The sequence below is a fragment of the Cellulomonas sp. NEAU-ZC6 genome (assembly GCF_056844425.1).
Genome location: NZ_JBXFYH010000001.1, coordinates 1,125,282 through 1,144,324, shown reverse-complemented (window position 1 = coordinate 1,144,324; position 19,043 = coordinate 1,125,282). Strand labels below are relative to the sequence as shown.

General features: G+C 74.4%; 19 protein-coding genes. 16 read left to right on the top strand and 3 right to left on the bottom strand.

The window, feature by feature from the left end; all coding sequences use genetic code 11:
• Positions 1–103: 103 nt before the first annotated feature.
• Positions 104–1,783 carry a glucose-6-phosphate isomerase gene (gene pgi, locus AC1050_RS05315; protein WP_482386319.1) on the bottom strand — a complete coding sequence of 560 codons (1,680 nt, stop codon included), beginning with the start codon at positions 1,781–1,783 and terminating at the stop codon, positions 104–106.
• A 91-nt stretch (positions 1,784–1,874) separates the two neighbouring features.
• Here pgi and AC1050_RS05310 point away from each other — a divergent pair, with 91 nt between their 5' ends.
• The gene (locus AC1050_RS05310; protein WP_482386318.1) at positions 1,875–2,762 is read left to right on the top strand and encodes a PfkB family carbohydrate kinase; all 888 of its coding nucleotides are present in this window, start codon (positions 1,875–1,877) and stop codon (positions 2,760–2,762) included.
• A gap of 105 nt (positions 2,763–2,867) precedes the next feature.
• On the opposite strand, the gene AC1050_RS05305 is transcribed toward AC1050_RS05310, so the two are convergent.
• Positions 2,868–3,917, bottom strand: a complete 1,050-nt coding sequence (locus AC1050_RS05305; RefSeq protein ID WP_482386317.1) for an LLM class flavin-dependent oxidoreductase — start codon at positions 3,915–3,917, stop codon at positions 2,868–2,870.
• A gap of 131 nt (positions 3,918–4,048) precedes the next feature.
• Between AC1050_RS05305 and AC1050_RS05300 the strand changes: the two genes are divergently transcribed.
• The 11 genes from AC1050_RS05300 (at position 4,049) to AC1050_RS05250 (ending at position 14,519) form a co-directional block, all read left to right on the top strand.
• On the top strand, positions 4,049–5,224 hold the full coding sequence (locus AC1050_RS05300; RefSeq protein ID WP_482386316.1) for an ROK family transcriptional regulator: 1,176 nt from the start codon (positions 4,049–4,051) through the stop codon (positions 5,222–5,224).
• A 103-nt stretch (positions 5,225–5,327) separates the two neighbouring features.
• Complete coding sequence (locus AC1050_RS05295; RefSeq protein WP_482386315.1) at positions 5,328–6,626, top strand: extracellular solute-binding protein; 1,299 nt, start codon at positions 5,328–5,330, stop codon at positions 6,624–6,626.
• Positions 6,627–6,697: 71 nt separating this feature from the next.
• Positions 6,698–7,660: a carbohydrate ABC transporter permease gene (locus AC1050_RS05290; RefSeq protein WP_482386314.1), complete on the top strand. Its 963-nt coding sequence runs from the start codon at positions 6,698–6,700 to the stop codon at positions 7,658–7,660.
• Complete coding sequence (locus AC1050_RS05285; RefSeq protein WP_482386313.1) at positions 7,657–8,634, top strand: carbohydrate ABC transporter permease; 978 nt, start codon at positions 7,657–7,659, stop codon at positions 8,632–8,634. Before AC1050_RS05290 ends, AC1050_RS05285 begins: the two co-directional genes overlap by 4 nt.
• Position 8,635: 1 nt before the next feature.
• Positions 8,636–9,658 carry an ROK family protein gene (locus AC1050_RS05280; protein WP_482386312.1) on the top strand — a complete coding sequence of 341 codons (1,023 nt, stop codon included), beginning with the start codon at positions 8,636–8,638 and terminating at the stop codon, positions 9,656–9,658.
• Positions 9,658–10,452 carry a glucosamine-6-phosphate deaminase gene (nagB, locus tag AC1050_RS05275; RefSeq protein ID WP_482386311.1) on the top strand — a complete coding sequence of 265 codons (795 nt, stop codon included), beginning with the start codon at positions 9,658–9,660 and terminating at the stop codon, positions 10,450–10,452. The genes AC1050_RS05280 and nagB overlap by 1 nt, the downstream gene beginning before the upstream one ends.
• Positions 10,453–10,456: 4 nt before the next feature.
• Positions 10,457–10,810 carry a DUF2200 domain-containing protein gene (locus AC1050_RS05270; RefSeq protein ID WP_482386310.1) on the top strand — a complete coding sequence of 118 codons (354 nt, stop codon included), beginning with the start codon at positions 10,457–10,459 and terminating at the stop codon, positions 10,808–10,810.
• 146 nt (positions 10,811–10,956) lie between these two features.
• Entirely contained in the window at positions 10,957–11,865 is a 909-nt protein-coding gene (locus AC1050_RS05265; RefSeq protein WP_482386309.1) for a hypothetical protein, read from the top strand.
• Positions 11,866–12,002: 137 nt separating this feature from the next.
• Entirely contained in the window at positions 12,003–12,383 is a 381-nt protein-coding gene (locus AC1050_RS05260) for a DUF3039 domain-containing protein (protein WP_454051571.1), read from the top strand.
• Positions 12,380–14,185 (top strand): DEAD/DEAH box helicase, encoded by a 1,806-nt coding sequence (locus AC1050_RS05255; RefSeq protein ID WP_482386308.1) that lies wholly within the window; start codon positions 12,380–12,382, stop codon positions 14,183–14,185. The genes AC1050_RS05260 and AC1050_RS05255 overlap by 4 nt, the downstream gene beginning before the upstream one ends.
• A 178-nt stretch (positions 14,186–14,363) precedes the next feature.
• Positions 14,364–14,519, top strand: a complete 156-nt coding sequence (locus AC1050_RS05250) for a hypothetical protein (protein WP_482386307.1) — start codon at positions 14,364–14,366, stop codon at positions 14,517–14,519.
• Positions 14,520–14,737: 218 nt separating this feature from the next.
• Here AC1050_RS05250 and AC1050_RS05245 read toward each other — a convergent pair whose 3' ends face one another.
• On the bottom strand, positions 14,738–16,117 hold the full coding sequence (locus AC1050_RS05245) for a nicotinate phosphoribosyltransferase (protein WP_482386306.1): 1,380 nt from the start codon (positions 16,115–16,117) through the stop codon (positions 14,738–14,740).
• A 61-nt stretch (positions 16,118–16,178) separates the two neighbouring features.
• Here AC1050_RS05245 and clpS point away from each other — a divergent pair, with 61 nt between their 5' ends.
• The 4 genes from clpS (at position 16,179) to AC1050_RS05225 (ending at position 19,011) form a co-directional block, all read left to right on the top strand.
• On the top strand, positions 16,179–16,466 hold the full coding sequence (gene clpS / locus AC1050_RS05240; RefSeq protein ID WP_482386305.1) for an ATP-dependent Clp protease adapter ClpS: 288 nt from the start codon (positions 16,179–16,181) through the stop codon (positions 16,464–16,466).
• Complete coding sequence (locus AC1050_RS05235) at positions 16,467–17,207, top strand: DUF2017 family protein (RefSeq protein ID WP_482386304.1); 741 nt, start codon at positions 16,467–16,469, stop codon at positions 17,205–17,207.
• Positions 17,204–18,019 (top strand): glutamate racemase, encoded by an 816-nt coding sequence (gene murI / locus AC1050_RS05230; RefSeq protein WP_482386303.1) that lies wholly within the window; start codon positions 17,204–17,206, stop codon positions 18,017–18,019. The genes AC1050_RS05235 and murI overlap by 4 nt, the downstream gene beginning before the upstream one ends.
• A gap of 188 nt (positions 18,020–18,207) precedes the next feature.
• Entirely contained in the window at positions 18,208–19,011 is an 804-nt protein-coding gene (locus AC1050_RS05225) for an MBL fold metallo-hydrolase (RefSeq protein ID WP_482386302.1), read from the top strand.
• The last annotated feature ends 32 nt before the right edge of the window (positions 19,012–19,043 follow it).

The following is a 19,043-nucleotide window of genomic DNA, read 5'->3' as shown; positions in this document are numbered from 1 at the left end:
CCACACCACACAAGAACGCTCTTGCGCGAACCGGATAAACAGCCCCGCCCCCCCCCCCCCCCCCCCCCCCCCGGGCCCGTCCGTGCGTGCGGGAGGGTGCGGGTCAGCCGCGGAGCTCCAGGTACTTCGCGATCAGGCTGCGGGTGGACGGGTCCTGCGCGTCCAGGGCCGCGGTGTCGCCCTGGACGGCCGGGGCGATCTCCAGCGCGAGCTTCTTGCCGAGCTCGACGCCCCACTGGTCGAACGAGTCGATGCCCCACACGACGCCCTCGACGAACGTGATGTGCTCGTACAGCGCGATGAGCTGGCCGAGCACCGACGGGGTCAGCGCCGGCGCGAGGATCGAGGTGGTCGGGCGGTTCCCGCTGAACACGCGGGCGGGGACGATGTCCTCGGCGGTGCCCTCGGCGCGGACCTCGTCGGCGGTCTTGCCGAACGCCAGCGCCTTGGTCTGCGCGAAGAAGTTCGCCAGGAACAGCCCGTGCACGTCGGTGCCGCCGTCGGACAGCGGGTGCGCGGGGTTGGCCACCGCGATGAAGTCCGCCGGGATCAGCCGGGTGCCCTGGTGGATCAGCTGGTAGAACGCGTGCTGGCCGTTGGTGCCGGGCTCGCCCCAGAACACCTCGCCGGTCTGCGTGGTCACGGGCGTGCCGTCCCAGCGGACCGACTTGCCGTTCGACTCCATCGTCAGCTGCTGCAGGTACGCGGGGAACCGGTGCAGGTACTGGGCGTAGGGCAGCACGGCGTGCGTGTGCGCGTCCAGGAAGTTGACGTACCAGACGTTGAGCAGGCCCATCAGCACCGGCACGTTCTGGTCCAGCGGCGTGGTCCGGACGTGCTCGTCGACGGCGTGGAAGCCCTCGAGGAGCTCGCCGAACGCGTCGGGGCCGATCGCGACGGCCAGCGAGGTGCCGATGGCGGAGTCGACGGAGTAGCGCCCGCCGACCCAGTCCCAGAACCCGAACGCGTTCTCCGGGTCGATGCCGAACGCGGCGACCTTGTCCAGGGCCGTCGACACCGCGACGAAGTGCTTGGCGACCGCGCCGGTGCGGGCCTCCTCGGTGTCCTCGATGGCGCCGGCGGCGACGAGGCCCTGCCACAGCCAGTCGCGGGCCAGGCGCGCGTTGGTCAGCGTCTCCAGCGTGCCGAAGGTCTTGGACGCGACGATGAACAGCGTCGTCGCCGGGTCGAGGTCCTTCGTCTTCTCGGCGATGTCGGTCGGGTCGATGTTCGACACGAACCGGACCTCGAGGCCCTCCTGCACGTACGGCTTCAGGGCCTCGTACGCCATGACCGGGCCGAGGTCGGACCCGCCGATGCCGATGTTCACGACGGTCGCGACGCGCTCGCCGGTGACGCCGGTCCACTCGCCGGAGCGGACCTTGTCGGCGAACGCGGCGACCTTGGCGAGTACCTCCTGCACGTCGGCGTCGACGTCCTGGCCGTCGACGACCAGCGGCGGCTCGGCGTCGGCCGGCCGGCGCAGCGCGGTGTGCAGGACGGCGCGGTCCTCGGTGACGTTGATGTGCTCGCCGGCGAACATCGCGCCCAGACGGCCCTCGAGGTCCACCTCGGCGGCGAGCCGCGTCAGCAGCTCCAGCGTCTCGTCCGTGACCAGGTTCTTGGACAGGTCCACGGTGAGGTCCGCGAGCTGGCGGGTGAGGCGGGTCGCTCGCTCGGGGTCGGCGTCGAACCAGCCCCGCAGGTCGGGGGTGAGCGCGTCGCGGTGCGCGGTCAGGGCGGTCCAGGCGCCGGTGGTGGTGGCGTCGACGGGTGCAGTCACAGCGGTTCCCTCTCGAAAGATCCAACGGGTCACACCGTATCCGCGTCCGCCCGTGCCCGGGGCGGGACGTCGGTACCGGCAGGATGGGCGGGTGCCCTCCCCGATGCTCCTCTGCTGCGGCCTCGTGACCCTCGACGTGGTGCAGACCGTCGACGCGGTCCCCGGACCGGACCAGAAGGTCGTGGCCGACGGGCTGGACGTGCGGTTCGGCGGGCCGGCCGCGAACGCCGCGGCGACGGCCGTGGCGCTGGGCGTGCCGGCGCGGCTGGTGACGGCGGTGGGCGCGGGTCCGGTCGCCGACCTGGTGCGGGCCGGGCTGCGCGCGGCGGGGGTCGAGGTGCTGGACTTGGCCGCGGGGACGCCCGCGACGCCGCCGGTGTCGACGGTGCTGGTCACCCGGGCGACGGGTGAGCGTGCCGTGGTGTCGGTGAACGGCACCGGCACGCCGGACCTGGCGGTGGCGGCACGCGCCGCGCTGGCGGACGGCGCGCTCGGCGGCGCGACGGCGGTGCTGGTCGACGGGCACCACCTCGGCGCGGCGGTGCCGGTCGCGGCGGCCGCCCAGGCCGCGGGCGTGCCGGTGGCGCTGGACGGGGGCTCCTGGAAGCCCGGGCTCGGCGACCTGCTCGCGCACGTGGACCACGCGGTGCTGTCCGCGGACTTCCGGCTGGCGGACGGCGAGGACGACGTGCTCGGTGCCGTGCTCGCGCGGTGGCCGGTCGCGTCGGTGGCCCGCTCGGCCGGCGGCGGCCCGCTGCGCCACGTCGAGCGCGGCGGGGCGGTGGCGGAGGTCGAGGTGGCGACGGTGCCGCACGGGGAGGTGGTCGACACGCTCGGCGCCGGTGACGTGCTGCACGGAGCGCTCGCGGCGGAGCTGGCCCGCGGCGCGGGGATCGTCGACGCGCTGCGCACCGGCACCCGGGTCGCGACGGAGTCGGTCCGGCACCCGGGAGCACTGGGCTGGGCGACCGCACGCTGAGCACCGCGCACCCGAGTGCGCCACCGCGAGGTCGAGGGGTTGTCGACGTGGGGGGCTCTCAAACCCTCGACCTCGCCACAGACCCTCGACCTCGCGGCGCGCGCTTCACCTGCCGAGCGCCTCACGCACCAGCGGGGCCACCCGCGTGCCCAGCAGCTCGATCGCCCGCAGGCTCTCCGGCTGCGGCACGCCGGACAGGTCCATCTGGAAGATCTGCCGGTCGTGCCCGAGCACCTCGTGCAGGGCGACGATGCGCTCGGCGACCTCCTCCGGCGCTCCGACGAAGTACGCCCCGCCCCGCGCCGACTGGGACTCGAACGCGATCCGGTTCGGGATGGCGAACCCGCGCTCGGCGGCGATCCGGCGCATCGAGTCCAGCCAGTACGGGAAGAAGAAGTCCCGCGCGCCCTTGGAGTCGTCGGCCACGAAGCCCATGCCCGCGACCTCGACCCGGCGGGTGGCGGCGTCGTGCCCGGCCTCCTCGTGCGCGCGCCGGTACAGCCGCACCAGCCCGGCGAAGTCCGCCGGCCGGCCGCCGATGATCGCGTAGGACACCGGCAGCCCGAGCCGGCCCGCGCGCTCCGACGACGCCGGGTTGCCCCCGGTGGCGACCGCGATCCGCAGGTGCTCGCCGAGGTCGGGCTTGTCGAAGGGCCGCGGCAGCACGTCGGCGGCGTGCAGCGGCGGGCGGAACCGGCCCGACCAGGTGACGGGGTTGCCGCGGTCGATCCGCAGCAGCAGCCGGATCTTCTCCTCGAACAGCGCGTCGTAGTCGTCGAGCGAGGCGCCGAACAACGGGTAGGACTCGATGAACGACCCGCGGCCCGCCAGCAGCTCGACCCGGCCCTCGGACAGCAGGTCCATCGTCGCGAACTGCTGGTAGACGCGTACCGGGTCCTCGGTCGACAGGACGGTGACGGCGCTGCCCACGCTGATCCGCGACGTCTGGGCCAGCGCGGCGGCGATCACGGTCGCGGGGGAGGAGATGGCGTAGTCGGGCCGGTGGTGCTCGCCGATGCCGACGTGGTCCAGCCCGACCTGCTCGGCCAGCCGCACGCGCTCCATGACGTCGCGCAGCCGCTGCGCGGGGGAGGTGACCGCGCCGGTCACGGGGTCGGGGTGGACGTCGCCGAAGGTGTACAGACCGAGCTCCATGCCCGTGCCAAGCGTGCCCCGGGGCCGGGCATTCCCGCGCGGATGTCGGGCCGGTGAACCCGCGGTCACGATGTGGTCACGGTCACAGGAACATCTTGACCGTCATTAGTAAGGAAGGTCTACTAACAAACATGACACCGGCCGGGACGACGCTGCGGGGAGTGGGGCGCACGCTGCGCCCCACGGCCAAGGTGCTGCCCGAGCACGCCCGGGCGCACAACCGCGCGATGGTGCTGCAGCACCTGTTCCACCAGGGGCCGTCGTCGCGCGCCGACGTCGCCCGCAGCACCGGGCTGACCCGCGTGACCGTGTCCGACCTGGTGTCGGTGCTGATCTCCGAGGGGCTCGCCGAGGAGCTCGGCATCCGCCCCGAGGGCCGCGTTGGCAAGCCCGCGACGCTGGTCGGGATGCGGACCGAGGAGTTCCACGTCGTGGCCGTCGACCTGGCGGACGACGCCAGCCTCCGCGGCGCGGTGATGACGCTGACCGGCGCCGTCGTGGCCCGGCGCACCGTGTCGCTGGACGGGCGCACGGGAGACGCGGCCGTCGCGGTGCTCGAGGACCTGTGCCGAGCGCTGCTCGCCGCCGCGGACCGCCCGGTCGTGGGCGTGGGCATCGGGTCGCCCGGCGTGGTCGACGCCGCCGGGGTGGTCGTCTCCGCCCCCAACCGCGGCTGGTACGACCTGCCGCTGGCCGCGCACCTGACGGAGCGGCTCGGCGTGCCGGTTCAGGTCGCGAACGACGCCAACACGCACGCGCTGGGGGAGTACACCTACGGCGGCGCGACCGGCGCCGGCCTGATGGTCGTCACCGTCGGGCAGGGCGTCGGCGCGGGCATCGTGCTGGACGGCGCGCTCGTGGCCGGCCGCGCGCACGCCGCGGGCGAGATCGGGCACGTGACCGTCGTCGACGACCGGGACGTCCGGGCCGGCGACCCCGAGCCGCTGCCGTGCGCCTGCGGACGCGCCGGCTGCCTGGAGACGCTGCTCTCCCTGCCCGCGCTGCGCCGTGCCACCGCCGGCCGCAGCCCCGAGGACTCCGACGCGGCTCTCGCGTCGGTCGGGCGGAAGCTGGGCCTGGCCCTGGCTCCCGTCGTCAGTGCGCTCAACCTGGCCGAGGTCCTGCTCTCCGGTCCGCCGGAGCTGCTGGGCGGCGCTCTCAGAGCCGAGGCGCTGGCCACCGTCCGGGCCCGGACCCTGCCCCTGCTGGGGCAGGACCTGGTGCTGCGGATGGGTTCGCTGGACGAGGACGGGGCGCTCTCCGGCGCCGCGGCCCTCGTGCTGTCCGGTCAGCTCGGGGTCACGTGACGACCCCGAGCCGACCGCCTGCAGTGCCGGTACTCACACCCCGGGCGACGCCTGCCGGCCTCGCCTCGCATCAGGGAGGAACACCCACGTGAAGATCGTACGGATGGCAGCCGCCGGTGTGGCGGCGGCGCTCGTGCTCACCGCCTGCTCGTCGGGCGGCGACGACGAGGGCTCGACCGGTTCCGACGGCACCCCCGAGGCCGCCGAGATCACGCTCTGGCTCAACGGCGCGGACACGCCCGACGAGCTGCGCGACTACCTCAAGACGACCTTCGAGGAGGAGAACCCCGGCTCGACCCTCGTCATCGAGGAGCAGGACTGGGCCGACGTGGTCACCAAGCTGACCACCGCGCTGCCCGACGCGGAGAACACGCCGGACGTCGTGGAGATCGGCAACACCCAGTCGCCGACGTTCACCACCATCGGCGCGTTCCGCGACCTCACCCCGCTGTACGACGAGCTCGGCGGCGACGACCTGCTGCAGTCGTTCGTCGAGGTCGGCCAGGCGGAGGGCAAGAACTACGCGCTGCCGTACTACTTCGGCTCGCGCTACATGTTCTACCGCCCGGACATCTGGTCGGCGGCCGGCCTCGAGAAGCCGACGACGCTCGCGGAGTTCGGCGAGTCGGTCACCCAGCTGACGACGGACGCGCAGTCCGGCTTCGCGATGGGCGGCCAGGACTGGCGCAACGGCATCTCGTGGGTGTTCGCGAACGGCGGCGAGCTCGCCACCGAGGACGGCGGCGAGTGGACCTCCACGCTGTCCGACCCGAACACGATCGCGGGCCTCGAGCAGTGGCAGGCCGTCTACCAGGGCGCGTCCAACGTGCCGGCCACCGAGCGGGACGTCGCGTACTGGGACTTCCTGAACGACGGCACGGACGGCGCGGCTCCCGCCGCGGCGACCATCATGTCCCCGGGCTGGGCCCGCTGGTCGATCGGTGACCTCACCACCAACGACGAGGGCGAGGAGGTCCGCGACGGCATGGTCGACGAGTCGCGGTTCGACATCTTCGCGCTGCCGGGCGTGGACGGCGGCATCGCGCCGGTGTTCGCGGGCGGCTCGAACATCGCCGTCTCGGCGCAGTCCCAGCACCCGGAGCTGTCCGAGAACCTGCTGCGGATCATCTTCTCCGAGGAGTACCAGCAGATGCTGGGCGAGAACGGGCTCGGCCCGGCCAACTCGCAGTACGTCGACTCCCTGGGCGACGACAAGTTCGCCACCACGATGATCGAGACCGCGGCGGCCTCCAAGCTCACCCCGGCGGCGCCGGGCTGGGCGGCCGTCGAGGCGGCGTTCGTCTACGAGGAGCTGTTCCAGGCGATCGCCGAGGGCGGTGACGTGACCGAGCTCGCCGCGCAGTACGACGAGAAGATCACGCCGATGCTCAACGGCCAGTGACGTCCTCCCGGCCGCGGGGCCGCGCGCCCCGCGGCCGGGACCGTTCCTCGTCGCCCGTCAGGAGAGATGCGATGCCCACCCTCGAGGCGCGACCCGCGCCCCCGGCGCCGCCGGCGCCCCCGGACCGGACGGCGGCCCGGCCGCGGCGCCGCGGCCCCCGGTCCACCCCCTACGTGCTGCTCGTGCCGGCCGTCCTCGTGCTGCTCGCCGGCATGGGGTACCCGCTGTACTGGCAGATCGTCACGTCGATGCAGGAGTTCGGCCTGGCGCAGCAGTTCGGCCAGCCGCCGACGTTCGTCGGCCTCGACAACTACGCGCGGATCTTCACCGACGACGCGCTGTGGGCCGTCGTCGTCCGCTCCATCGTCTTCTGCCTGGTCAACGCGTTCCTCACCGTCGGGGTCGGCGTGCTGCTGGCGCTGCTGATGAAGGCGGTGCACCCGGTCGTCCGGATCGTGCTGCAGGTCGCCCTGCTGCTGGCCTGGGCGATGCCGATGGTCGCGGCGGTGACCGTGTGGAAGTGGCTGTTCGACTGGCGCACCGGCGTCATCAACTGGCTGCTCGTGCAGGTCGGCTTCGACCAGTACAGCGGGCACGCCTGGCTCGCCCAGCCGCTGTCGTTCTTCTTCGTCGCCACGATCATCATCGTGTGGATGTCGGTGCCGTTCGTGGCGCTGTCCGTCTACGCCGCGCTGACCCAGGTGTCCGACGAGGTCCTGGAGGCCGCCCGCATCGACGGCGCCGGCTCCGGGCGCATCCTGTGGCACATCACGCTGCCGCTGATCCGGCCCGTGCTGTCGATCGTGCTGCTGCTGCAGATCATCTGGGACCTGCGGGTGTTCGCGCAGATCCGCCTGCTGCAGGACAGCGGCGCGCCCGTCGGCGAGACCAACCTGCTGGGCAACTTCATCTTCGAGCTCGGCATCGGCCGCCAGGACTTCGCCGGCGCCGCCGCCGTGTCCATCTTCGTGCTCGCGCTGACGGTGCTGCTGAGCTGGCCGTACGTGCGCAACCTGCTGCAGGAGGACCGATGAGCGCCACCACGTCGCCGTCGGCGGGTCCCGTCGGCCCCGCCGGCCCGGTCGGCCCCGTCGCCGCGCAGCCCGCGCGGTCCGGCACGCCCGTGCCGGCGGCACGCCTCGGTGCCCGCCGGCCCGCCGCGGGCGGCCGCACCGGGCGCCGGGTCCGCCGGGCGCTGCTCGGCCTGCTCGCCGTCGTGGTCGCCGTCGTCTGGGCGTTCCCCGTCTACTGGATGGTGCTGTCGTCGCTGCTGCCGAGCACGCGGCTGCGCGCGGCCACGCCGACGTTCCTGCCCACCGGCACCACGCTGGCCAACTACCGCTCGGTGCTGGACGGGTCCGGGTTCACCGGCGCGCTGCAGATGAGCCTGGCGATCACGCTCCTGACCGTCCTGGCCGTGCTGGTGTTCGCGTTCTTCGGCGCGCTGGCGATCAGCCGGTTCCGGTTCCGGGGCCGCCTCACGTTCGTCATCGCGGTGCTGTTCGTCCAGATGCTGCCCGCCGAGGGCCTGTTCATCGCCCAGTACAAGATGCTGTCGTCCGTCAACCTGCTGAACAGCGTGGTCGGCGTCTCGATCCTGTACACGGCGGCCGTCGTGCCGTTCACGATCTGGATGCTCCGCGGGTTCGTCGCCGGCGTGCCGATCGAGCTCGAGGAGGCCGCCATGGTCGACGGGCTCAGCCGGACCCGGGCGTTCATCCGGATCACGCTCCCGCTGCTCGCGCCCGGGCTGGTCGCCTCCGGCGTGTACGCGTTCCTGCAGGCGTGGAACGAGTTCACCGTCGCGCTGGTCGCCCTGCCCGCCGAGTCCGCGCGCACGCTGCCGCTGTGGCTGCGGTCGTTCCTGGCGGCGTCGGCCAACCGCGGGGTCGACTGGGGCGAGGTGATGGCGGCCTCCACGCTCATCGCCGTCCCCGTGATCGTGTTCTTCCTGCTGGTGCAGGGCAGGATGACCTCGGGACTGGTGTCCGGAGCGGTGAAGGGCTGACGTGGACGATCTGATGACCTGGCCGCGCGAGGGTGCGGGCCGGCCGGTCGGTGCCGCGGTCGACGCCGCTCCCGCGGCCCCCGTGGTCCCGGTCGCCGGCTGGTCCGTCGGGCTCGACGTGGGCGGGACCAAGACCCTCGGCGTGCTCGTGGCGCCGGACGGCACGAGCGGCCCCGGGCTGCGCCTGCCGACCCGGCGGGGCGGGGCGGCCGTCGCCGCCACCGCCGCCGAGGCGGTCCAGCGGCTCCTCGACGACGCGGGCCTGGTGCGCGGGGACCTGGTCGGCGTCGGCATCGGCCTGCCGGGGATCGTCGACCCCGTGGCCGGCCGCGTCGAGCACGCCGTCAACCTCGGCATCGAGACCGGTGTCGCGCTCGCGGACGACGTGTCGGCGGCGCTGGGCGGCGTGCCGGTGCGGCTGGAGAACGACCTCAACGTCGCCGCGCTCGGCGTGGCGCACCTGCTGCCGGAGCCCGAGCCCGACCTCGCGTTCCTCGCGCTCGGCACCGGGCTGGCGGCCGGCCTCGTGCTGGACGGCCGGCTGCGGCGCGGCGCCAGCGGGGTCGCGGGGGAGATCGGCCACCTGGTGCACGTCGCCGGCGGGCTGCCCTGCCCGTGCGGCCAGCGCGGCTGCCTCGAGCAGTACGCGTCCGGCAGCGCGCTGGTCGCCGCGTGGCCCGGGCCGTTCGACCCCGTGGACCTGCCGGCACCGGCGGCCCTGTTCGCGGCGGCCGCGGCGGGGGACACTGCTGCCGTGGCCGTGCGCGAGGTGTTCGCCGACGCCGTCGCCGCGGCCGTGCGGGTGCTGCTGCTCAGCACGGACGTGGCTCGCGTGGTGATCGGCGGCGGGGTGAGCGAGCTCGGCACCCCGCTGCTGGACGTCGTGCGGGCACGGCTGGACCGGGCGTCCCGGGACTCCGCGTTCCTGGCCGCGATGCACATGGCGGAGCGGGTGACCCTCGCACCGCGCGGAGTACCGGTGGGTGCCGTCGGCGCCGCGCTGGTCGGACGGAAGGAGTCCTGATGGAGGTCGTCATCGCACCCGGGCCGGAGCTGGCCCGGATCGCCGCCGACTCGATCGAGCGCGTGCTGCGCGCCCGTGCCGCGGCCGACGAGCACGCGGTGCTCGGCATCGCCACGGGATCGAGCCCGCTGGCCGTCTACGACGAGCTGGCGCGGCGGCACGCGGAGGACGGCCTGTCCTTCGCCGGCGTGCGGGCGTTCATGCTCGACGAGTACGTCGGCCTGCCCGCGGACCACCCCGAGCGGTACCGCAACGTCGTCGAGAAGGAGTTCGCCTCCCGTCTCGACATCGACCCGGCCGACGTGCACGGCCCGGACGGGCTCGCGGACGACATCCCGGCGGCGTGCGCGGCGTACGAGGCCGCCATCGCGGAGGCCGGCGGCGTGGACGTGCAGATCCTCGGGGTCGGCACCGACGGGCACATCGCGTTCAACGAGCCCGGCTCCTCGCTGGCGTCGCGCACCCGGATCAAGACGCTGACCCGGCAGACCCGCGAGGACAACGCCCGGTTCTTCGGCGGCGACGTCGCGCAGGTGCCGACGCACTGCCTCACCCAGGGCCTGGCCACCATCATGTCCGCGCGGCACGTGCTGCTGCTCGCCACCGGCAAGCACAAGGCCGAGGCCGTGCACCAGCTGGTCGAGGGCCCGGTCAGCGCGATGTGGCCCGGCACGGTCCTGCAGCACCACCCGCACGTCACGGTCCTGGTCGACGAGGCCGCGGCCAGCCGCCTGCAGCTCGCGGCCTACTACCGCGAGACGTTCGACGCCAAGCCGGACTGGCAGGGGGTCTGAAGCCGTGGCCGGGCACCGGATCTTCGGCACGCCGTTCGCGGCGATCTACCCGCTCTACGTCGAGAAGGTGGAGCGCAAGGGGCGTCCGGGCACGGACGTCGACACCGTCCTCACCTGGTTGACCGGCTACGACGACGTCGGGCTGAAGGCGGCGGTGGAGTCCGGCGTGACGCTCGAGGAGTTCTTCGCGCGGGCCCCGGCGATGAACCCGGCGACCGACCTCATCACGGGGGTGGTCTGCGGCGTCCGCGTCGAGCAGATCGAGGACCCGCTGATGCAGCAGATCCGCTGGATGGACAAGCTGGTGGACGAGCTGGCCCGCGGCAAGAAGCTCACCAGCATCCTCCGCACCCCGTAGCCCCTCCGGCCTCGAGGTCGAGGGTTTGCGACGAGGTCGACGGTTTCCGGGCGGCAATCGTCGACAACCACTCGACCTCGGCGGCGGCTGTCCACAGATCCCGCGGAGGGGGACTCCGTGCTCCGTGCTCGCGGTTGGGTGGGGGGATGCGGGAGGACACGTCGGCGCTGCGGGAGGTGGTGCTCGCGCGCCGCGACGACCGGGACCGGATCGCGTCCCGGCACGCCCGCGGCGACCTGGAACGCGTGGGGTGGGGTGCCTACCTCCCTGCTGTGCCGTCGCAGGGGACGGGCCGGGACGCCCGCCGCCGGGCTCTGGGTCGCATCGCGGCGGTGCACGCGCAGCTCGTCGTGCCGCACTGGTTCAGCCACGAGTCGGCCGCCGTGCTCTGGGGGTTCGACGCGGTGCGGCTCTCCGAGACCGTCCACCTCGTCCAACCGGGCCGCCCCGCCGCGCGTGGACGCATCGAGGTGGTCCGGCACCACGGCTCCCTCACGACGACGGAACGCGGGACGGCGCAGGGGCTGCCCGTCACCTCGGCCGAGCGGACGGTGGTCGACTGCGCGTGCGCGCTGCCGACCGACCGGGCGCTGGTGATCGCCGACTCGGCCCTGCGGCAGGGCACCGACGCCGACGTGGTGGCGCGCATGCTCGGGGAGCGTGCGGGTCGGCGCGGTGTCGCTCGTGCCCGGGGGACGCTGGTGCTGGCCGACGGGCGGGCGGAGTCGCCCGGCGAGACGCTGGTCCGGCTCCTGCTGCACGACCGAGGGGTGCCTGCGCCGGACCTGCAGGTGGTGATCGCCACGCGACGAGGCCGGTTCCGGGTGGACCTCGGCTGGTCGGGACGACGCGTCGCGCTCGAGTTCGACGGCTTCGTCAAGTACTCCGGGGCTCACGGCAGCACGGCTGCCGAGGTGGTCTTCGCGGAGAAGCAGCGCCAGGACGCGATCGAGGACGCGGGCTGGCGCGTGCTGCGCGTCACCTGGGGCGACCTCCGCGCCCCCGACGCGCTCGCGGCCCGGGTCCGATCCGCACTGGCTCGCGCACCTCGCTGATCGCGTCCGCCGAGGTCGAGGGGTTGCGACGAGGTCGAGGGATTGCGGCGCGCTGGACCCGACAACCACTCGACGTCGCGGGCCGGCTGCCTCGGCGGGACGCAGGGGCGTGGGTGGGGCCGCGTACAGTTGATCGCATGAGTGAGCCGCTGCCGCCGAGCCCCGAGCCGGACCGTCTGTCGGACCCCAGCACCGGCGCCGGGACCGGGCTGCTGGAGCGCCCGGAGGAGCAGCTCGCCGAGCCGGGCGACCACGAGCGCTTCGCGCACTACGTGCGCAAGGAGAAGATCATGGAGTCGGCGATGTCCGGCAAGCCCGTGGTCGCGCTCTGCGGGAAGGTGTGGGTGCCGGGCCGCGACCCGAACAAGTTCCCGGTCTGCCCGGTGTGCAAGGAGATCTTCGAGGGCCTCCGCGAGCCGCAGGACGGCGGCGACGGGGACTCGGGCAAGGGCTCGGGCGGACGCCGCTGGGGCTTCGGCCGCGGCAAGGGGTCCGGCGACTCCTCCGGCGGACAGTGACCGCCCCGGACCGCCCCGCGACCGCACCCAGCACGCACGCATCGCCGTCGGCAGCATCGCAGCTGCCCCCGGCGTTCCCCGCGCGTGCGCCCTGGGGCACCGCGGGCAAGCTGCGTGCGTGGCAGGCCGAGGCGCTCGACCAGTACCTGACGTCGGGGCCGCAGGACTTCCTGGCGGTCGCGACGCCCGGCGCCGGCAAGACGACGTTCGCGCTGCGGATCGCCACGGAGCTGCTGCAGGCCGGGGTGGTGCGCCGGGTGACCGTCGTCGCGCCGACCGAGCACCTCAAGCACCAGTGGGCCGACGCCGCCGCGCGGGTCGGGATCAAGCTGGACCCGAACTTCAAGAACGCGCAGGGCCGGCACGGCCACGGGTTCGACGGGGTCGCGCTGACCTACGCCGGCGTGGCCGCGAAGCCGGCGCTGCACGCGGCGCGGACCACCGCGGCCCGCACGCTGGTGATCCTCGACGAGGTGCACCACGGCGGCGACGCGCTGTCCTGGGGCGACGCGGTGCGCGAGGCGTTCGAGGGCGCGACCCGCCGGCTGTCGCTGACGGGCACCCCGTTCCGCTCCGACACGGCGCAGATCCCGTTCGTCCAGTACGAGCGCGGCCCCGACGGCATCCGCCGCAGCAAGGCCGACTACACGTACGGCTACTCCGAGGCGCTGCGGGACCACGTGGTCCGCCCCGTGCTGTTCCTCACGTACTCGGGCTCGATGCGCTGGCGCACCAAGGCCGGCGACGAGGTCAGCGCGCGCCTCGGCGAGCCGCTGACCAAGGACATGACCGCGCAGGCGTGGCGCACGGCGCTGAACCCCGACGGCGAGTGGATCCCGTCGGTGCTCGCGGCCGCCGACCGCCGGCTGACGGAGGTCCGGCGCACCGTGCCCGACGCCGGCGCGATGGTCATCGCGACCGACCAGACCGACGCGCGCGCCTACGCCGGGCACCTGGCCCGGATCACGGGGAAGTCGCCCACGGTCGTGCTGTCCGACGACGACGGCGCGAGCGCCCGGATCGACGAGTTCTCCGCGTCCGACGACCGGTGGCTGGTCGCGGTCCGGATGGTGTCCGAGGGCGTCGACGTCCCGCGCCTGGCGGTCGGCGTGTACGCCACGAGCGCCGCGACCCCGTTGTTCTTCGCGCAGGCGATCGGCCGGTTCGTGCGCGCCCGCAAGCGCGGCGAGACGGCCTCGGTGTTCCTGCCGAGCGTCGCCCCGCTGCTGGCGCTGGCGAACGCGCTGGAGGTCGAGCGCGACCACGCGCTGGACCGCCCGCTGACGGCGGAGGAGCAGGGCGAGGGCTACAACCCCGAGGACGCGCTCGTCGCGCAGGCGAACCGGGCCGAGAAGGGCTCGGACGCGCTGCAGGGCACGTTCGAGGCGCTGGAGGCGCAGGCGTCCTTCGACCGCGTGCTGTTCGACGGCGGCGAGTTCGGCACGGGCGGCGACGTCGGCTCGGACGAGGAGCTCGACTTCCTGGGCATCCCGGGGCTGCTGGACCCGGACCAGGTGACGACGCTGCTGCGGCAGCGCCAGGCCAGCCAGCAGAGCTCGCGCAAGACCAAGGCCGCCGCCGCCGAGGACCGCGCCGAGATGGACCACCGCAAGCAGGCCGAGCTGCGCAAGGAGCTCGCCCAGCTGGTCGGTGCGTGGGCCCGCAAGAGCGGTCAGCCGCACGGGGCCGTGCACACCGAGCTGCGCCGTCGCTGCGGCGGTCCCGAGGTCGCGCTGGCCGACCCGGGGCAGCTGGAGGCGCGCGTGGCGATGCTGCGCGGCTGGTTCGTCGGCAAGCGCTGACCGCTCGCGTCCCCGCAGGTCAGCGCGTCGGCTTACCAGGTCGTCCCATGACCGCAACCGGAGCGTTCGACGTGCGGACCGCGCGGATCGCTGCCAGGGTCGTCGCTGTGAACAGGTGGTTCACCGGGCTCCGGCCCGGCGGACCACGTCCCCCCAGAATGACCAAGGGAGCCGTCAGATGCCTACGTGGCTGATCCTCATCATCATCGGTGTCGTGCTGCTCGTCGTCGGCGTGGCCGTCGAGGCCGCCAAGGTCCTGCTGTACATCGGGATCGCCGTGCTCGTGGTGAGCCTGATCCTCGGCCTGCTGCGCCGGGGCAAGTCGCGCGTCTAACGACTTCTCCCGCGACACGACGGAGCCCGCGCCCCCTCGAGGGGACGCGGGCTCCGTCGTGTCCGGGGCGCGCCGCGGCCGGCGCGGGTCGGCCCGGTGCGGGTCGGCCCGGCGCGATGACGTCGTCAGTCGTGATCGAGGTCGTCAGGCGTACCTGACGACCTCGATGACGAGTGACGACCTCGCGCCGTCGCCCAAGACCCGTGCGCGGCGCCGGCTCAGACCGTGAGGGTCACCGTGGGGAGCGCGGCCTCGTCGGCGGAGAGGCGGCGGGCCCCCCGCGGGAGCTCGTCCCGGGACGCGGCGTGCCGGGCGGCGGCGGCGCGGACGCCCTCGGCCCCGGTCCAGCCGGGCAGCACCTCGCCGTCGACCACCAGAGGCACCCGCAGCGCACGCAGGTCCGCGGAGCTGGGCTCCCAGGCCCGCACGGCGTCGTCCGCCCCGCCGACCACGACCTCCTCGACCGCCCGCCCGGACTCGTCGAGCCGGCGCGCGGCGGTCTTGCGCCCGCCCACCGAGGTCTTCGCCGCCGAGGCCTTGGCGACCGGCGCGAGCACGCCGTCCGAGCCCTCGCGCGCGACCAGCTTGTAGACCATGCCGCAGGTGGGCGCCCCGGAGCCGGTGACCAGCGACGTGCCGACCCCGTAGGAGTCGACGGGCGCGACGGCCAGGGACGCGATGGCGTACTCGTCGAGGTCCGAGGTGACGACGATCTTCGTGTCGCGGGCACCCAGCCCGTCCAGCTGCGCGCGGACCTCCTGCGCGAGGACGCCGAGGTCGCCGGAGTCCAGCCGCACGGCGCCGAGCCCGGTCCCGGCGGCGGCGACGGCGCGCTCGACGCCCCGGCGGACGTCGTAGGTGTCGACCAGCAGGGTGGTGCCCGGGCCGGAGGACGCGACCTGCGCGGCGAACGCGGCCTCCTCGTCGTCGTGCAGCAGCGTGAAGGCGTGGGCGGCGGTGCCGATGGTCGGCAGCCCGTAGCGGCGGCCCGCCTCGAGGTTCGAGGTGCCGGCGAAGCCCGCGACGGCGGCGGCCCGCGCGGCGGCGACGGCGGCCTGCTCGTGCGCCCGGCGCGCGCCCATCTCCAGGACCGGCCGGCCGATGGCGGCGCTGGTCATCCGGGAGGCCGCGGAGGCGATGGCCGAGTCGTAGTTGAGGACCGACAGCACGACGGTCTCGAGCAGCACGGCCTCGGCGAACGTGCCCTCGACCGTCAGCACGGGGGACTGCGGGAAGAACATCTCGCCCTCCGCGTACCCGTGCACCGTGCCGGTGAACCGGTAGCCGGCCAGGTAGTCGAGCGTGGCGTCGTCCACGACGCGCTCGCGGGACAGCCAGTCGAGCTCCTCGGGGCCGAACCGGAAGTCGGCCAGCGCCTCCAGGACGCGCCCGGTGCCCGCGAGCACGCCGTAGCGCCGCCCGTGCGGCAGCCGCCGGGTGAACACCTCGAAGACGCACCGCCGGCCGGCGGTCCCGTCGGACAGCGCGGCCTGGAGCATCGTCAGCTCGTACCGGTCCGTCAGCAGGGCGGTGCTCGACGTGCTCGGGGACCCCGCGAGCTCGGGAGCGGGGCGAGCGAGGTCGTGGGGTGCACTCATGAGCACACGGTATGCGCGGACCCCGGCCGGCTGCCTGTCGCGCGGGACCTACAGTGGACGGGTGTCCGTCGAGATCGCGCCCCACGAGACGACCCGCACGGACGGGTCCCTCGCCGACGCCTGGGTCACCATCGTCTGGAACGACCCGGTGAACCTCATGTCGTACGTCACCTACGTGTTCCGGTCGTACTTCGGCTACCCGGAGGCCAAGGCCGAGAAGCTCATGCGCGAGGTGCACGAGGACGGGAAGTCCGCGGTGTCCGCGGGCAACCGCGAGCAGATGGAGGTGGACGTGCAGGCCATGCACTCGTTCGGCCTGTGGGCCACGCTGCAGCGGAGCGACGCGTAGGTGCGCGCCTTCCGACGCGAGGGCGACGCGCTGGTCGCCGAGGTGGACCCCGGCGAGCGCGAGGTGCTGGCGACCGTCGTGGCCGACGTCGCGGAGCTGCTCGGCGGCGGCCGGCTGGAGGAGCGGGCGCGCGCGACGGGCCGTGCCGCCGCCACCGACGACGCGGCGCCCGCGATGCGCCTGCGCCTGGACCCGCTGCCGACCCCCGACGACCCGGCCGTGCACCGGCTGCTGCCCGACGCCTCGCGGGACGACGCCGACGTCGCCGCGGAGTTCCGCCGGCTGACGGAGGACGACCTGCGGCAGCAGAAGATCGAGCGGCTGGCCGAGCTGTTCGACGCGCTCACGGCGCCGGACGACGCCGTGGTCCCGGACGAGCCCGCCGACGACTCCCGCCGGTCCCGGCGGCACCGCGCCCGGCACGCCGGCGCGGGCACGGTCCGCGTCGCGGGGGACCGCGGCCCCGCCCTGGCGGCGACGCTCACGGACATCCGCCTGGTGCTCGGCGAGCGCCTCGGCGTCACCGACGAGCACGCGAGCGACGCCCTGGAGCGCGAGGTCGTGCGCGGTCGCGCGGACGCCGACGCCGAGGCGCAGGCGCGGCAGTACCTCGGGTCGGTGTTCCTGGCCCTGGGGTGGTGGCAGGAGACGCTGATGGCCTGCCTGCTGGCCGACCTGCCCGACCGCCCGGAGCGCCCCGGACGCCCCGGCCCGGCGACGGGACTAGGCTCGGGGTCGTGAACGACGCTCCCATCGGGATCTTCGACTCCGGGGTGGGCGGGCTCACCAACGCGCGGTCGATCATCGACCAGCTGCCGCACGAGTCCGTGCTCTACATCGGCGACACCCTCAACACCCCGTACGGCCCCAAGCCGCTCGCCGCGGTGCGCGCCCACGCCCTCGAGGTGATGGACGACCTGGTGGACGCCGGCGTGAAGATGCTGGTCATCGCGTGCAACACCGCGTCCTCGGCCGTGCTGCGCGACGCCCGCGAGCGGTACACGCTGCGCAAGGGCATCCCCGTGGTCGAGGTGATCCTGCCGGCCGCGCGCCGGGCGGTCGCCGCCACCCGGACCGGGCACATCGGCGTGATCGGGACGAAGGCCACCGTCGAGTCGCGGGCGTACGACGACGCGTTCGCCGTGGCACCCGGCGTGCAGCTGACCACGCAGGCGTGCCCGCGGTTCGTCGAGTTCGTCGAGGCCGGCATCACGTCCGGGCCCGAGCTGCTGACCGTCGCCGAGGAGTACCTGAAGCCGGTCAAGGACGCGGGCGTCGACACCCTGGTGCTCGGCTGCACGCACTACCCGCTGCTGACCGGCGTCATCTCGTACGTGATGGGCGAGGACGTCACGCTGGTGTCCAGCGCCGAGGAGACGGCCAAGGACGTGTACCGCCAGCTGGTGGCGCACGACCTGGAGCGCGACCCCGCCGCGGGCGAGCCCGAGCACCGGTTCCTGGCGACCGGCGACCCCGACTCGTTCGCGCACCTGGCGCGGCGGTTCCTCGGCCCGGAGGTCCGGCACGTCGAGGAGCGCACCGCGCTGCGCTGACGACCGCGCGCTCACGACCGCCGCGCTGACGACCGCCGCGCCGACGGCCGCGCGCGACGGCGCGTGACGAGCGCCACCCGACCTCCGCGCCGGACCGCCGCCCACGACCGGGCGGCGCACGGCAAGATGGCCCCGGGGCCGCCGGTGACGCCGGGTCGCGGTCCGCCGGATCGCAGGGGAGTGTGCGGATGAGGCTCGTGGTCGTCGGCAGCGCGGGCTCGTTCCCGGCGCCGGACGCGGCGGCGTCCTGCTACCTGGTCCAGGCCGAGGGCCCGGACGGCGCGGGCGGGACCCGCACCTGGAGCGTCCTGCTGGACCTGGGCAACGGTGCGCTCGGCCCCCTGCAGCGGCACATCGCCCCGGCGGCGCTGGACGCCGTCGCGATCAGCCACCTGCACGCCGACCACGTCGCCGACGTCGTGGTGCTCGGCGTCATGCTGCGCTACGACCCGCGCGGGCTGCGCGGGACGCCGCTGCCGCTGTTCGGTCCGGAGGGGGTGCACGAGCGGCTGGCGCAGCTGTCCGGCCACGACCCGGCGACCAGCACCGCCGCGCACCTCGCCCTGGGGACCTGGCGGGCGGGCGAGCCGGTGCAGGTCGGGCCGCTGACCATCGAGCCGGTGCCCGTGCTGCACCCGGTCCCGGCGTTCGGGTTCCGGGTGACCGGGCCGTCATCCGTCGACCCGGGGCGCACCGTGACCCTGGCGTACACCGGCGACACCGACGAGTGCGCGGGCCTGGACGACCTGGCGCGCGACGCGGACCTGCTGCTGGCCGAGGCGGCGTACCTCGACACGACCCCCGACGCGCCCCGCGGCGTGCACCTGACGGGCTCGCGGGCGGGTGCGGCGGCGCAGCGCGGCGGCTCCCGGCGGCTGCTGCTCACGCACCTGGTGGCGTGGAACGACCCGGCGGTCAGCCTGGCCGAGGCGCGCGGGGCGTACGACGGCCCCGTCGACCTGGCCCGGCCCGGGATGGTCGTCGAGCTCTGACGCGAGGGGTGTCCTCGCGGGTCGTTAGGCTC

Bases quoted from the DNA above. Each gene is read 5' to 3' on its own strand.
- AC1050_RS05245 (WP_482386306.1), bottom strand. From the start codon at position 16,117: ATGAGTGCACCCCACGACCTCGCTCGCCCCGCTCCCGAGCTCGCGGGG.
- AC1050_RS05295 (WP_482386315.1), top strand. From the start codon at position 5,328: ATGGCAGCCGCCGGTGTGGCGGCGGCGCTCGTGCTCACCGCCTGCTCG.
- AC1050_RS05290 (WP_482386314.1), top strand. From the start codon at position 6,698: ATGCCCACCCTCGAGGCGCGACCCGCGCCCCCGGCGCCGCCGGCGCCC.
- nagB (WP_482386311.1), top strand. From the start codon at position 9,658: ATGGAGGTCGTCATCGCACCCGGGCCGGAGCTGGCCCGGATCGCCGCC.
- AC1050_RS05250 (WP_482386307.1), top strand. From the start codon at position 14,364: ATGCCTACGTGGCTGATCCTCATCATCATCGGTGTCGTGCTGCTCGTC.
- AC1050_RS05305 (WP_482386317.1), bottom strand. From the start codon at position 3,917: ATGGAGCTCGGTCTGTACACCTTCGGCGACGTCCACCCCGACCCCGTG.
- AC1050_RS05285 (WP_482386313.1), top strand. From the start codon at position 7,657: ATGAGCGCCACCACGTCGCCGTCGGCGGGTCCCGTCGGCCCCGCCGGC.
- AC1050_RS05260 (WP_454051571.1), top strand. From the start codon at position 12,003: ATGAGTGAGCCGCTGCCGCCGAGCCCCGAGCCGGACCGTCTGTCGGAC.
- AC1050_RS05265 (WP_482386309.1), top strand. From the start codon at position 10,957: ATGCGGGAGGACACGTCGGCGCTGCGGGAGGTGGTGCTCGCGCGCCGC.
- AC1050_RS05300 (WP_482386316.1), top strand. From the start codon at position 4,049: ATGACACCGGCCGGGACGACGCTGCGGGGAGTGGGGCGCACGCTGCGC.
- AC1050_RS05225 (WP_482386302.1), top strand. From the start codon at position 18,208: ATGAGGCTCGTGGTCGTCGGCAGCGCGGGCTCGTTCCCGGCGCCGGAC.